Source organism: Lentzea sp. NBC_00516, from assembly GCF_036346835.1.
GTDB classification, from domain to species: Bacteria; Actinomycetota; Actinomycetes; order Mycobacteriales; family Pseudonocardiaceae; genus Lentzea; species Lentzea sokolovensis.
Genome location: NZ_CP107840.1, coordinates 4,177,900 through 4,189,352, shown reverse-complemented (window position 1 = coordinate 4,189,352; position 11,453 = coordinate 4,177,900). Strand labels below are relative to the sequence as shown.

The window sequence follows — 11,453 nt, the reverse complement described above, 5'->3', positions numbered from 1 at the left end:
GGCTTTCGATGATGGTGGCATGACCAACTGGACCGTGACGGCCGCAGACGCCGCGCGTTCGCCGCTCAACCGCGAGTACAACGCGGAGATGATCAGCCGCTACTGGGGGCGTCCGACGAACGACGCCGAGATCGACGCCTACGAACGCGACGAGCAGGACCACGACGTGCCCGTGTTCCTCGTGGTGTCGTGCGATGGCAACGATGTCGGCTGTCTGGGGATGCGCTTCCTCGACAACGGTGTCGGCGAGCTGACGCGGATGTTCGTGCGGACGCCGTTCCGCGGCCAGGGCGCCGCGTCGGCGTTGCTCGTCGCGATGGAGGCCGAGGCGCTGAAGCGCGGCGTCACCGTGCTGCGGCTGGACACGCGCGATGATCTCGTGGAGGCGAGGAGTTTGTACGCCAAGCACGGGTACGTGGAGATTGCTCCGTACAACGCAGCCGAATACTCCGATCACTGGTTCGAGAAACGGCTAACGTCCGCTCATCCGGTCGCGATGTCCTGAAGGGTCGGGATGACTCGCGCCAGGAGGCATTGAACATGCGGTTGCGTCCACTGGTGATGGCGGCTGCCGTCACCACGGCACTGGTGGTGACCCCGGCCTCGGCGGCTCCCGCCGGCCGGGTGCTCGGATACGTCGCCAACAACGGCGGCGGGGTGTCGGTGATCGACACGGCCACGAACGCGGTGTCCACGACGATCGCCGACAACGGCGGAAACTCGCCCTACATGGCAGCGGTCGCGTTCGACGGAACCCGTGGCTACGTCACGAACTCCGTGCAGAACACGCTCACGGTCATCGACACGCCGACCAACACGGTCGACAAGTCCGTTCCCGTCGGGTCCCACCCGGCGGGCGTCGCGGTCGCCCCCGGTGGCGGCTTCGTCTACGTCACCAACTATCTGGACGGCACGGTGTCCGTGGTCGACACGGCCACGCTGACGGTCACCGCGACCGTCACGGTCGGCTCGAACGCCGACGGTGTCGTCGTCACGAAGGACGGCAAGTCCGTCTACGTCACGCACGACCTGCCCGGACCGGGCAAGGTCTCGGTCATCGACACGACGTCCAACACCGTCGTCACCACGATCGGCGTCGGCAACGCGGCGACCGCCATCGCGGCGTCGGCGGACGGCACGCGGATGTACGTGGTCAACAAGGGTTCGGACAGCGTCTCCGCCATCGACGTGGCCTCGCGCACCGTCGTCGGCACCGCGTCCGTCGGCTTCACGCCGCACGGCATCGCGTTGACGCCCAACGGAACCCGCGCGTACGTGACGAACAGCGAGTTCGACTCGGTGTCCGTCGTGGACCTCACGACGATGACCGAACTGCAGAAGATCTTCGTCGGCGACCGCCCGATCAGCGTGGCCCTCACGCCGGACGGCGCTTCCGCCTACGTGACGAACTTCAACAGCAACACGGTGTCGGTCATCGACACGGCGTCCAACACGGTCACCGGCACCATCGCCGTGGGCCAGCGCCCGGTGGGCATCGCGATCAACTTCGTGCCGCCCGCCGCGTCGAAGCTCGTGTCCGGTTCCGCGCAGTTGCAACTGCGGCTCCTCGGGTTCACGGTCCGCTCGCTCGACGCGACGCTGACCGACAAGCACACCGGGGCGCCGATCGCCGGCCAGCCGGTCGTCTTCCGCACGGTGAAGGGCAACCCGCTCTGCACCGCGACGACCAACTCGTCCGGCAAGGCCACGTGCGACGCCCAGGTGGCGTTGCTGGTCGGCCTGTCCACCCTGCTGCAGGGCTTCACGGCCTCGTACGCGGGCAACAACGAGCACGGCGGGGCCTCTTCGCACGGGTACATCACCCTGCTCTAGGCCCGGCAGAAGTAGTCATGGCTTGTCGCATCCCTCGGCTCGGGCGAAACGCCCGGGTCGAGGGATGTTCTTTTCCGGTGAGCACCGAGTCCGATGTGGACGGACGTTCGGGGTGGAGGTCGTCGGGTGAGAGCGTGGGGACGCGCGGCTGACCTGCTAGGCAGCCAGGGGAAGGTCGTTGCGGAGAGCCTGGACGTAGTCCTCGCAGGACTGGCGGCAGGCGACTCCGTGGACGACCTGCCACCCTGCGGGCACCTGCAGCACCGCGGGCCAGATCGAGTACTGGCCCGCCGGGCTGACCAGCACCAGGAACATGGTGTGAGCCTGAGCGAACGGGGAAGTCATGCCCCCAGGGTGACGTGCGACACCTATGGTCCGGCTATCTCTACGCTCAAGCTCACTCGTCCGCGTGGTTCCCGATCTTGGCCCGCGTGTGATTACGTGGTGCCCGTGACTGTGGAACAGGTGGTCCTCCTGGCCGAGGACGGTTCGGCCATCGGCGTCGAGGACAAGGCAGCGGTGCACCACGCGGATACCCCGCTGCACCTGGCGTTCTCCAGCTACGTCTTCGACTCGGCTGGCAACACGATCCTCACCCGCCGCGCGCTGCACAAGAAGACCTTCCCCGGCCTGTGGACCAACACCTGCTGCGGCCACCCCCTGCCGGAAGAGGACATGGCCCAGGCCGTTCTCCGCCGTCTGCGGGACGAACTCGGCATGAAGACCCCTGGCCCCGAGCTGCTGCTGCCAGCCTTCCGCTACCGCGCGGAGATGGACGGCGTCGTCGAGAACGAGATGTGCCCGGTGTTCCGCGTGCTCTCCGACGACGAGCCCGTGCCGAACCCGGACGAGGTCGACTCGACCGAACGGGTGGCGTGGAGCGAGTACGCGTCCGGCGTGCTGGACGGGACGCGCGCGGTCTCGCCGTGGTCCCGGCTGCAGGTCGCGGAAATGGTGAAGCTGGGGCCGGATCCGCTGGCGTGGCCGGTGGCGGACCCGGCCGGGCTCCCGAAGGCCGTGAAGCTCGGGTCCTGATCACCACCCGGCGATCAGGGTCACCCCGAGAGTGACCATCACGGCGGCGATCAGGCCGTCCAGCACCCGCCACGCGCGGGGCTTCGCGAACAGCGGGCCCAGCAGCCGTGCGCCGTACCCGAGTGCGACGAACCACGTGATGCTCGCGGTCACCGCGCCGACGCCGAACAGCCAGCGGCCGGCCGCGATCGAGCCGAGCAGCAGCAACGTGTCCAGGTAGACGTGCGGGTTGAGCCACGTCAGTGCCAGCGCGGTCAGGACGGGACGGGTGTTCACGTCGTCGCCCGCCCGAAGCGCTGACGGGCGGAAGGCCCGGCGCGCAGCCAGGAAGCCGTAGCCCAGCAGGAAGACACCGCCCGCGATCGCCGCGACGGTGATCGCCGCCGGGAACATCTTCACGATCGCCCCGAACCCGGCGACGCCCGCGGCGACCAGGATCGCGTCCGAGAGGGCGCAGACCGCGACGACCTTGGCGACCGCGTGCCTGCGAAGTCCCTGGCGCAGCACGAAAGCGTTCTGCGCGCCGATCGCGACGATCAGGGTCATCATGGTGCCGAAGCCGAGCAGCAGGTCTGTCACGCGGTCCACGCTATTGACGCCGTCTTGATGAGGCCAGCTACAGATTCTTACGTATCATTAGCAGCCGTGATGGATCTGGATCTGGTGCGCACGCTGCTCGCGGTGGTGGACGCGGGCACGTTCGACGCTGCCGCCGCCGCGTTGCACGTCACGCCTTCCGCTGTCTCGCAACGCATCAAAGCGCTGGAGCAGCGGACAGGGCGCGTGTTGCTGGTGCGGGCCCGGCCGGTGCGGCTGACGCCGTCCGGTGAGGTGATCGTGCGCTACGGTCGGCAACTGCTCGCGCTGGACCAGGACCTGGACGCGGCACTGGGCGAGGACGCCGTCGTGCGGGTGCCGATCGCGGTGAACGCCGACTCGCTCGCCACCTGGTTCCTGCCCGCGCTGCAACGGGTCTCGCCGTCGCTGCGGATCTCGTTCGACCTGCACCGCGAGGACCAGGACCACACGACGGCGTTGCTGCGGCAAGGGGTGGTGATGGCGGCGGTGACGTCCTCGCGCGAGCCGGTCGCGGGCTGCTCGGTCACCAAACTGGGGGAGATCCGTTACGCCGCGATGGCGTCGCAGCCGTACGTGGACCGGCACGAGGACGGACCGCTGAAGTCGTGGCTGCCGGACGCGCCGGTGGTCGTGTTCGACCGCAACGACGACCTGCAGGACCGGTTCGTGCGCACGCTGACCCGTGGCCGCGGCGCCTCGGAGCACCGCCACTTCGTGCCGTCGTCCGAGGTGTACGTGCGGACGATCGTCGCGGGTCTTGGCTGGGGAATGGTACCGCCGCAACAGCTCCAGGACGGCCTGGTCGACCTCGCGCCGGGCCGCACCATCTCCGTGCCGCTGTACTGGCAGCAGTGGAAGCTCGACTCGCCGGCGCTGAACGCCGTGGCCGACGCGGTGGCGCGGGAGGCGGCGGTCGCGTTGCGTTAGAGCTGCCGGAAGACCGACTCCTCGCGCGGGTCCTCGTCAGGCTCCCACTTCAGGTCGAACAACGGGCCGCCGCGGACCCGGTTCAGCAGCGCGGTGGTGAGGGCGGCGAGTCCGGCGGTCTGATCGATCGGCACGCCCGAATGACGGCATTTACGCTCGACGCCATGACCGGCGAACCGATGAACCTCGACGGGAAGACCGCAGTCATCTACGGCGGCGCGGGCAACGTCGGCGGCGCGATCGCGGCGGCGTTCACCAGGGCCGGTGCCGACGTGCACCTGGCAGGGCGCACCGAGGCGACGCTCAAGGCGAAGGCCGACGAGCTCAACGCCCGTTACGCCGTGGTCGACGCGCTGGACGAGGAGGCGGTGGACCGGCACGCCGCCACGTTCGACCAGATCGACATCTCCGTCAACGTCACCACCGACAACGACGTCCAGGGCACGCCCATGGTCGAGATGAGCGTCGAGGACTACCTCAGTCCTGTGGTGTCGGCGGTCCGGTCGAAGTTCCTCACGGCGCGCGCGGCGGCGCGGCACATGACCAGGCAGGGCGAGGGCGTCATCCTGTTCTTCGGCGGCACCGGTGAGCCGTCGGCGCACCGGAAGTGGCAGCTCGGCGGCCTGCTCGCGGCGTTCGACGCGGTGGAGTCCATGCGCCGCCAGCTCGCGGCCGAGCTCGGGCCGCACGGTGTCCGGGTGGTGACGCTGCAGACCGGGGGCATCCCCGAGTCGGTTCCGCCGGAGCATCGCGCGCCGATCGAGGAGGACATCGTCGGCGACACGCTGCTCGGCAGGGCCGCGACGCTGGAAGACGTCGGCAGGGCGGCCGTGTTCGCGGCCTCGGACTGGGGGCGCACCATCACGGGATCGCAGGTCAACATCACCTGCGGCAGCGTCTTCGGCTGAAAGCTGTTGAAACCCTGGGTGCGAGCTGTCGGGTTCCTGAACCCAGGAACCCCGCGGTCCAGGCCGGGCGTTGTCCGATATGTGCTGATACCTCGACTAGCCGCCACCGGCGGTTCACTCGCCGTCGTCGCGACGGTGGCCATGGTCGGCCTGCTCGACCTGACCGTCGGCCCGCTGCGCCGCACGATCAGCGAGTACGCGCTGGGCGACTACCGCACGGTCTTCGACATCGCGGTGGTGTCGCTGGCCGTGGGCTCGCTCGCGATCCTCGCCGTGCTGGTCCACAAAGGACTGACCAGGTGGCGGTCGGGAGGCTCGATCGCGCTCACCCTGTGGTCGGCCGGCCTGTTCCTCGTCGTGGCGTTCCCCAAGACGAACTGGGCCATGGGCACCAACGAGCTGAGCGGCAGCATTCACCGGTTCGGCAGCATGATCGCGTTCGTCAGTCTGCCGATCGCCATCATCCTGCTGGCGCGGCCGTGGCTGCGGGATCACGTGTGGGGCAAGCATGCGAGATGGACGATGGCGTCCGGTTTGTTGAGCGTTGTCGCATTCATGCCCCTCCTCTACGCCATTGTGATGGGCATGGTCTCCGACGTTCGGTGGTGGCGCGTGTTCCCGTTGGGCTACATAGAGAGGATCTTGCTCGCCGCGGAGGTGGCGGCTGTTCTGGTCGTCGGGCTGTGGGCCATCGCGGCCAGTAGGGTTGCGCCATGGCGAGTTGGGGAGACCTCGCGGATTACGTCCGCGCCGAGTACGACGTCATCCACGACGAGGACGAGGAGCTGAGGATCCTCTTCACCTTCGGGGACGAGGACGAAGGCGACGATGAACGCACGCAGGTCGTGATCATCGTCAGGGAAGTGCTCGACAAGATGCACGAGTGGGTGCAGATCGCGTCTCCGTGCGGGCTGGCCAAGGACGTGGACCTCCGCGCGGTGCTGGCGGAGGTGGGCAACTCGACCGTCGCGTGCGGCCTCGCGATCATGGGGGAGCACGTCGTGGTCCGGCACTCGTTGCCGCTCAAGGATCTCGACATCCACGAGTTCACCGATCCGCTCCAGTTGCTCGCCGGTACCGCTGACACGCTCGAGGAACAGTTCTGGGGAGGCGACGGCTACTGATGTTCGACCTGACTCCCGCGGCCGATCAGCTCGCGGGCTTGGTGCGCAACGTTTCGGACGGCGACCTGAAGGCGCCGACCCCGTGTCCCGACTACACGGTCGGCGACCTGCTCGACCACGTGAACGGCCTGTCGGTCGCGTTCACGATGGCGGCGACGAAGACCCCGCTGGAAGGCGTGGGCACCGGCGACGCGGCCCGGCTGCCGCTCGACTTCCGCGGGTCGATGCCGGCGAGGCTCGAGGAACTGGCGAAGGCCTGGCGTTCACCAGAGGCGTGGGAGGGCATGACCCGCGCCGGCGGCGTCGACCTGCCCGGCGAGGTCGCCGGTGCCGTGGCGCTGGACGAGATCGTGCTGCACGGCTGGGATCTCGCCAAGGCGACCGGGCAGCCGTTCGAGGTCGAGGAAGGCCTGCTTCAGGTCGTGCACGGCTTCGTGTCGTCGATCGGACCGGACGGCCGCGACGGCTCGCTCTTCGGGGCCGCGGTGGAGGTCGGCTCGAACGCGCCTCTGCTCGACCGTGTCCTGGGACTCAGTGGACGAAACCCGGAGTGGGCCTAGGTTAGGCTCTCCTAACGTGAGAGCCATTACGGTGCAGGTTCGGGCAGGGCTGGGCGTGGGACGTCTCGCCGCCGCCATGGATTCCCTGGTGGAACTGCATCCCGAGCTGTGTCGCTCCGGCTTCGCGCATCACGAGGTCGCGGACCCCGTCGCCGCCACCCCCGCCGCCCTCGTGGAGGCGGAGGCGGGGCTCGACCTGCGGACCGGCGTCCTGATGCACGTGGTGTGGCTCGACGCCGGCCCCGCGGACTCCGGCCGGATGGTGCTGGTGCTGCACGACATCGTGGCCGACCGGCTGCCACGCGTCCTGCCGTGGCTGGTGCGGGCCTGGAAGCAGCCCGCGCTGGTCAGTTGACCCTGCGCGCCACGAACACGTGCTCCCGGCCAGGCCGGTCGGGTGCGTCGCGCACGTCGACGACCTCGAAGCCGCAGCGCGTCAGGCTCTGCTCGACCTCGGGCCGCGACCGGAACCGCAGCGTCGAGTCCGAGGAGATCACCGAGCCGTCCGGGAACTGGTAGGTGTGCCGGAACGACACGAACGGCAGGCTCACGTTGAGCAGTTCGAGTTGCTCGCGCACCCCGACCAGCACCCGCGGCTTCGCGCGTGACCAGTCCTCCCAGGCGCGGTGCTCCGGGCGGCGCGTCTCGAACACGAAGTGCCCGCCGGGCTTGAGCGCCCGCCGCACCCCGCGCAGCGTGGCCTCCCAGTCGTCCCCGAGGAAGACCTGGGCCACGTTCCCGGTCATCGTCGCGAGGTCGACCGACAACGCGGGCAGCGTGGTCGCGTCGCCGTGGATCCAGGTGACCCTGGACTCCTTGGCGCGCGCGATCTCCAGCGACGCCAGCGCCGGATCCACTCCGACGACGGTCCGGCCGGACGACGCCAGCATCACCGCCAGGCTGCCTGTTCCGCAGCCGACGTCGAGCACGCTCGCCGCCTCCAGTTCGGCCGCGATGCCGAGATACAGGTTCAGGTCCACGCGCGGCCCGTCGAAGGCGTCGTAGAGCCGAGCCAGTCTTGGGTCGGCGAAAATCGCGTCAGGCATGCCACATCCTAGGTCCGACCACGAAGGGCATCAGCAACTCGATCACCTCGCGGTCAGGTCGTCCGTTGAGTTCTTCCTCGGCGACCCGTCGCGCGATTCCGGCCAGGAAGTCGGCAACCTGCACGCGGGCGTCGTACTGCGAGTCGACCAGCGTCAGGCTTTGCAGCCGTGGCGCGAGTTTCTTGAGCTGCCGGATCCGTCCATCGGTGAGCGACAACTGCTGGTCGTGCACGATCGACACCGGCCCGCCCCCCGAAGTCTGCCACTGCGCCACCGCGCGCAGGATGGCGGGGAACAGTGGGTCGAGATTCCCGCGCGGACCGCGGGCCCGCAGCAGGTCGTTGTAGAGCTCCAGCGGCCCCGTCACTCCGCCGAACTCGGCACGTACCCGCGAGGCGAGGTACCGCCGTTTGTCCACGAGTTGTACGCGCGCCTTGCCCACCAATGGGCCGTCTGGCCCCAAGAACCACAACAGCACCCACCTGTTCTTCTGCCGCAGCAGGTGGTTCGCCTTGTACTCCAGCGCGGGCGACTTGATCATCTCGCGCAGCGTGTCGACGCACGCCGAGGCCTCCTCCCGCGAGAGCAGCACCCCGGCATGGGCGAAGACCGCGGTGACCCCGCCGACGAGCTTCTCGCCCTCGGACCCCGACTCGTCGCAGGCGATCTCCATCAGGACATCCGGAAGACGGGGCCGCGAGCGCGGAACGGCAGATGCGCGCCCGCCGGGATCAGGAACGCGTGCTCGCGCCGGATCCTCAGCACGTCGCACCCGGCGTCGGTGATGATGAGAATCGGACCGGCCTCGGGAAAGTCTGAGGCGCGTTCGAGCAGGTCGACACCGGGCTGCAGCACCGTTCCGCCGCGCCCGCGCACCGTCACCCGGCCCGCGATGTCCTCCACGGGCACGTATCCAGCGTCATATGCCATCGCGTCACAGAAAACCACGCGTGCGGCGGGCACGTCACGTGCCGCGGCATAAGAAGCGATCGCGCCGAGTGCCTTTCCCAGCAGTTGGGGGTCCATCGAGCCGGACGTGTCGAGCACGACGCCGAACGTCGACCGCGCCTCCAGCGACTCCGGCCGCACCCAGCCGGGCCGTGGAATGTCCGGAGTGGACGCTTGCCGCCGTGACGCGCGAGCGTAGGTGCGGCGCTTCTCCACGGCCGGAACGAACTCCTCGAACCACCGCGCCAGCTGGGCGTCCCACGACAGCGGCGGGTGCTCCAGCGCCCGGATCTCCTCGACCAGTCCGGCGGGCAGGAGCCCGCGAGACGACGTGTGACAGCTCAGCCCCGTCAGCAACGCACGCCGGTAGAAGTCGTCCAGATCGGCCACGTCCGAAGGCCCGCGAAGAGGTTCGCCAAGCAGGTCGCCCTGATGGTTTCCCCGCAACGTGAGCAGCTTGCGGTACCGCCGCAGGTCCACCGCGATCCGGTCGTAGACGGACTCCGCCGAAAGGCCGCGCAGCTCGCGGTCGTGCAGGACCCCGGAAGGCGGGGAGCCGACGCCCATCTCGACCAGCCAGCCGTTCACCACGAAGTCGGCGGCGATGTTCCACAGGTACGGATCCCGCCCGCCGACCCGGTCGCAGTGGCGCAGCGCGGCGTGCAGCATCTCGTGCGCGAGCACGAACCGCCATTCGGGCTTCGTCAAGCCCGCCAACGGGTTCACGTAGATCTCGGCCGAGGCCGCGGACACCGCCGCGATCGAGATGTCCCAGCCCCGCGCCAGTTCCGCGTCCGCCACGACCGTCATCGTCGACGCCAGCGCGCCCAGCAACGGGTAGTTCGACACGAACCAGCTCAGCGCGAGGTCCCATTCGCTGCGCACCGGCCGTGAGTCGGACAACGACGACCTCGCGCCGCCCGCCACGTCGATCGCGGCCACGGCGGCGTTGGACAGTCCGGCGGCGAACCGATCGACCCAGCGCTTCGGATCTTCGGCCGGTCCGCCGCGCACGCATCGACCTGGCTCCCAGGAGAACGGGCGGGTGCCGAGCCGGATCGCGGGCTGGAAGTCCAGCACCTCGTCGCACGAGCCGGTGCCGAAACCCAGGTGCAGCAGACAATGCGCGAACACCCACACCCATTCGGCCTCACCGGCCTTGCGCGTCGGGTGCGCGCGCATCGACCCGTCCAGCGAGATGTCCGCCCACGGGTGGTCGGAGCTCCGGCTCTCGTAGCTGCTCAACGGCGCGAACAGCGGATGCAGCCGGATCTGCGCGCGGGCGGCCTCGAAGTCCAGCGCTGCCTGGTCTACATGAGCCTTCCCGCGCCGGCTCATGCGCGTGCGGCGACCAGTCGGGGCAGGTCGCGGGTGACCTCGACGAGGAACCACGCGGGCAGCACGGGATTGCCGTCGTCGTCGGCCGCGATCACCATCTGCGCGATCTCCAGCGACAGCTCGGCCAGGTCCAGCAGCAGCGCCTTGCCCCGGTGCGCCAGCTGCTTGCCCGCCGCCGGCGCATGCGCCTTGTCGTGCGGCAGTTCCTTCACCAGCCGCGCGCGGAACGCCTCGGCCAGGAAGTACAGCAGGTCGCGGTCCTGGGGAGCGGACGGCCAGCGGGCGTCGCCGCGCAACACGGCCTCCAGCCCGTACGCGTGCCGCACGGTCTTCACGTACGCCTTGAACATCGACGCGTGGTTCGCGGTGACCGTGCCGAACGCCAGCACCTCCAGCAGGTCGTCGGAGATGTCGTCGCCGAACGAGTGCAGCGCGTCGGAGAGCATGTGCCAGCCACGCGGCGTGGAGAACGACTCCTCGACCTTCGGTGCCGCGCTCCACAGGTGGTCCGGGCGCTGCGTCAGGTACTCCAGCACCCACGGGTGGATGTCGCTCTCACGCGCCCATGCCAGCCAGTCCTTCGAAGACGCCGTGAGGTGCACGTGGATCATGCGGTTCACGAGTGCGGACGCCATCGGGCGCGCCAGGGCGTTGTCGACCGCCCGGTTGCCGGCGCCGATCACGATCGAGCCCTTCGGCAGCTCGTAGGTGCCGATGCGCCGGTCGAGGATCAGCGAGTAGAACGCCTTCTGCACCTCGGGGGAGCTGGCGTTGAGCTCGTCGAGGAACAGGCAGTACGGGTCCTGCCGCGCGATGGACTCCGGCGGGGCGAACCGGGAACGGCCACCGACCAGTTCCGGAACCCCGATGAGGTCCTCCGGCGCGAGCTGCGTGCCCAGCAGCGTCACGCACTCCAGGCCCAGCTCGGCGGCGAACTTGCGCACGAGCGAGGACTTGCCGATACCCGGTGCTCCCCACAGGAAGACCGGCCGGACGACGGCGACGTGCAGCAGCACCTCCGGGAGCTGCGCTGGGGTCACGGTGACTTTGGATCGCATCAGGTGGTTGAGGATGCCTCATCCGACTTGTTCCGGTCGCCCGAATTTGTTGACACGAGCAGTGGTCTAGTGCTGTGATTCAAGCCACCACTGATAG

Annotated in this window: 16 protein-coding genes; 9 read left to right on the top strand and 7 right to left on the bottom strand. The window is 69.1% G+C overall.

What is annotated here, in order from left to right:
* Nucleotides 1–19: 19 nt before the first annotated feature.
* Both OG205_RS18605 and OG205_RS18600 read left to right on the top strand, forming a co-directional pair.
* Nucleotides 20–505, top strand: a complete 486-nt coding sequence (locus OG205_RS18605; protein ID WP_330277493.1) for a GNAT family N-acetyltransferase — start codon at nt 20–22, stop codon at nt 503–505.
* A gap of 35 nt (nt 506–540) precedes the next feature.
* Nucleotides 541–1,833 carry a YVTN family beta-propeller repeat protein gene (locus OG205_RS18600; RefSeq protein ID WP_330277492.1) on the top strand — a complete coding sequence of 431 codons (1,293 nt, stop codon included), beginning with the start codon at nt 541–543 and terminating at the stop codon, nt 1,831–1,833.
* 156 nt (nt 1,834–1,989) lie between these two features.
* Here OG205_RS18600 and OG205_RS18595 read toward each other — a convergent pair whose 3' ends face one another.
* Nucleotides 1,990–2,178, bottom strand: coding sequence for an MbtH family protein (locus tag OG205_RS18595; RefSeq protein WP_330277491.1), 189 nt, complete (start codon nt 2,176–2,178; stop codon nt 1,990–1,992).
* A gap of 111 nt (nt 2,179–2,289) precedes the next feature.
* On the opposite strand from OG205_RS18595, the gene idi reads away from it, so the two are divergent.
* Complete coding sequence (gene idi, locus OG205_RS18590) at nt 2,290–2,868, top strand: isopentenyl-diphosphate Delta-isomerase (protein ID WP_330278188.1); 579 nt, start codon at nt 2,290–2,292, stop codon at nt 2,866–2,868.
* Here the strand turns inward: idi and OG205_RS18585 are convergent, their stop codons facing one another.
* Nucleotides 2,869–3,417 carry a LysE/ArgO family amino acid transporter gene (locus tag OG205_RS18585; protein WP_330278187.1) on the bottom strand — a complete coding sequence of 183 codons (549 nt, stop codon included), beginning with the start codon at nt 3,415–3,417 and terminating at the stop codon, nt 2,869–2,871.
* Nucleotides 3,418–3,516: 99 nt separating this feature from the next.
* Between OG205_RS18585 and OG205_RS18580 the strand changes: the two genes are divergently transcribed.
* On the top strand, nt 3,517–4,374 hold the full coding sequence (locus OG205_RS18580; RefSeq protein ID WP_330278186.1) for a LysR family transcriptional regulator ArgP: 858 nt from the start codon (nt 3,517–3,519) through the stop codon (nt 4,372–4,374).
* On the opposite strand, the gene OG205_RS18575 is transcribed toward OG205_RS18580, so the two are convergent.
* Nucleotides 4,371–4,508: a hypothetical protein gene (locus OG205_RS18575; protein ID WP_330277490.1), complete on the bottom strand. Its 138-nt coding sequence runs from the start codon at nt 4,506–4,508 to the stop codon at nt 4,371–4,373. The two genes, OG205_RS18580 and OG205_RS18575, sit on opposite strands and share 4 nt — an antisense overlap.
* A 30-nt stretch (nt 4,509–4,538) precedes the next feature.
* Here OG205_RS18575 and OG205_RS18570 point away from each other — a divergent pair, with 30 nt between their 5' ends.
* The 5 genes from OG205_RS18570 (at nt 4,539) to OG205_RS18550 (ending at nt 7,321) form a co-directional block, all read left to right on the top strand.
* Nucleotides 4,539–5,282 carry an SDR family NAD(P)-dependent oxidoreductase gene (locus OG205_RS18570; protein ID WP_442916792.1) on the top strand — a complete coding sequence of 248 codons (744 nt, stop codon included), beginning with the start codon at nt 4,539–4,541 and terminating at the stop codon, nt 5,280–5,282.
* A gap of 81 nt (nt 5,283–5,363) precedes the next feature.
* Nucleotides 5,364–6,071 (top strand): DUF998 domain-containing protein, encoded by a 708-nt coding sequence (locus OG205_RS18565; RefSeq protein ID WP_330277489.1) that lies wholly within the window; start codon nt 5,364–5,366, stop codon nt 6,069–6,071.
* Nucleotides 5,996–6,406 (top strand): hypothetical protein, encoded by a 411-nt coding sequence (locus tag OG205_RS18560; RefSeq protein WP_319973304.1) that lies wholly within the window; start codon nt 5,996–5,998, stop codon nt 6,404–6,406. Before OG205_RS18565 ends, OG205_RS18560 begins: the two co-directional genes overlap by 76 nt.
* Complete coding sequence (locus OG205_RS18555) at nt 6,406–6,966, top strand: TIGR03086 family metal-binding protein (protein WP_330277488.1); 561 nt, start codon at nt 6,406–6,408, stop codon at nt 6,964–6,966. The genes OG205_RS18560 and OG205_RS18555 overlap by 1 nt, the downstream gene beginning before the upstream one ends.
* Nucleotides 6,967–6,982: 16 nt before the next feature.
* Nucleotides 6,983–7,321, top strand: coding sequence for a hypothetical protein (locus OG205_RS18550; protein WP_330277487.1), 339 nt, complete (start codon nt 6,983–6,985; stop codon nt 7,319–7,321).
* On the opposite strand, the gene OG205_RS18545 is transcribed toward OG205_RS18550, so the two are convergent.
* From OG205_RS18545 to OG205_RS18530, 4 genes are read right to left on the bottom strand one after another with little or no spacing between them, the layout of a single operon-like run.
* On the bottom strand, nt 7,314–8,012 hold the full coding sequence (locus tag OG205_RS18545) for a class I SAM-dependent methyltransferase (RefSeq protein ID WP_330277486.1): 699 nt from the start codon (nt 8,010–8,012) through the stop codon (nt 7,314–7,316). The genes OG205_RS18550 and OG205_RS18545 overlap by 8 nt on opposite strands.
* On the bottom strand, nt 8,005–8,685 hold the full coding sequence (locus tag OG205_RS18540) for a DUF3800 domain-containing protein (RefSeq protein ID WP_330277485.1): 681 nt from the start codon (nt 8,683–8,685) through the stop codon (nt 8,005–8,007). Before OG205_RS18540 ends, OG205_RS18545 begins: the two co-directional genes overlap by 8 nt.
* Nucleotides 8,685–10,298, bottom strand: a complete 1,614-nt coding sequence (locus tag OG205_RS18535) for a vWA domain-containing protein (RefSeq protein WP_330277484.1) — start codon at nt 10,296–10,298, stop codon at nt 8,685–8,687. Before OG205_RS18535 ends, OG205_RS18540 begins: the two co-directional genes overlap by 1 nt.
* Entirely contained in the window at nt 10,295–11,356 is a 1,062-nt protein-coding gene (locus OG205_RS18530) for a MoxR family ATPase (protein WP_330277483.1), read from the bottom strand. The genes OG205_RS18535 and OG205_RS18530 overlap by 4 nt, the downstream gene beginning before the upstream one ends.
* Between the last annotated feature and the right edge of the window lie 97 nt (nt 11,357–11,453).

What these genes read in the sequence shown, in the direction of transcription:
- OG205_RS18595 (WP_330277491.1), bottom strand. Translation starts at nt 2,178, where the DNA reads ATGACTTCCCCGTTCGCTCAGGCTCACACCATGTTCCTGGTGCTGGTC.
- OG205_RS18540 (WP_330277485.1), bottom strand. Translation starts at nt 8,685, where the DNA reads ATGGAGATCGCCTGCGACGAGTCGGGGTCCGAGGGCGAGAAGCTCGTC.
- OG205_RS18545 (WP_330277486.1), bottom strand. Translation starts at nt 8,012, where the DNA reads ATGCCTGACGCGATTTTCGCCGACCCAAGACTGGCTCGGCTCTACGAC.
- OG205_RS18555 (WP_330277488.1), top strand. Translation starts at nt 6,406, where the DNA reads ATGTTCGACCTGACTCCCGCGGCCGATCAGCTCGCGGGCTTGGTGCGC.
- OG205_RS18560 (WP_319973304.1), top strand. Translation starts at nt 5,996, where the DNA reads ATGGCGAGTTGGGGAGACCTCGCGGATTACGTCCGCGCCGAGTACGAC.
- OG205_RS18585 (WP_330278187.1), bottom strand. Translation starts at nt 3,417, where the DNA reads ATGATGACCCTGATCGTCGCGATCGGCGCGCAGAACGCTTTCGTGCTG.
- OG205_RS18535 (WP_330277484.1), bottom strand. Translation starts at nt 10,298, where the DNA reads ATGAGCCGGCGCGGGAAGGCTCATGTAGACCAGGCAGCGCTGGACTTC.
- OG205_RS18580 (WP_330278186.1), top strand. Translation starts at nt 3,517, where the DNA reads ATGGATCTGGATCTGGTGCGCACGCTGCTCGCGGTGGTGGACGCGGGC.
- OG205_RS18570 (WP_442916792.1), top strand. Translation starts at nt 4,539, where the DNA reads ATGACCGGCGAACCGATGAACCTCGACGGGAAGACCGCAGTCATCTAC.
- OG205_RS18605 (WP_330277493.1), top strand. Translation starts at nt 20, where the DNA reads ATGACCAACTGGACCGTGACGGCCGCAGACGCCGCGCGTTCGCCGCTC.
- OG205_RS18530 (WP_330277483.1), bottom strand. Translation starts at nt 11,356, where the DNA reads ATGCGATCCAAAGTCACCGTGACCCCAGCGCAGCTCCCGGAGGTGCTG.
- OG205_RS18600 (WP_330277492.1), top strand. Translation starts at nt 541, where the DNA reads ATGCGGTTGCGTCCACTGGTGATGGCGGCTGCCGTCACCACGGCACTG.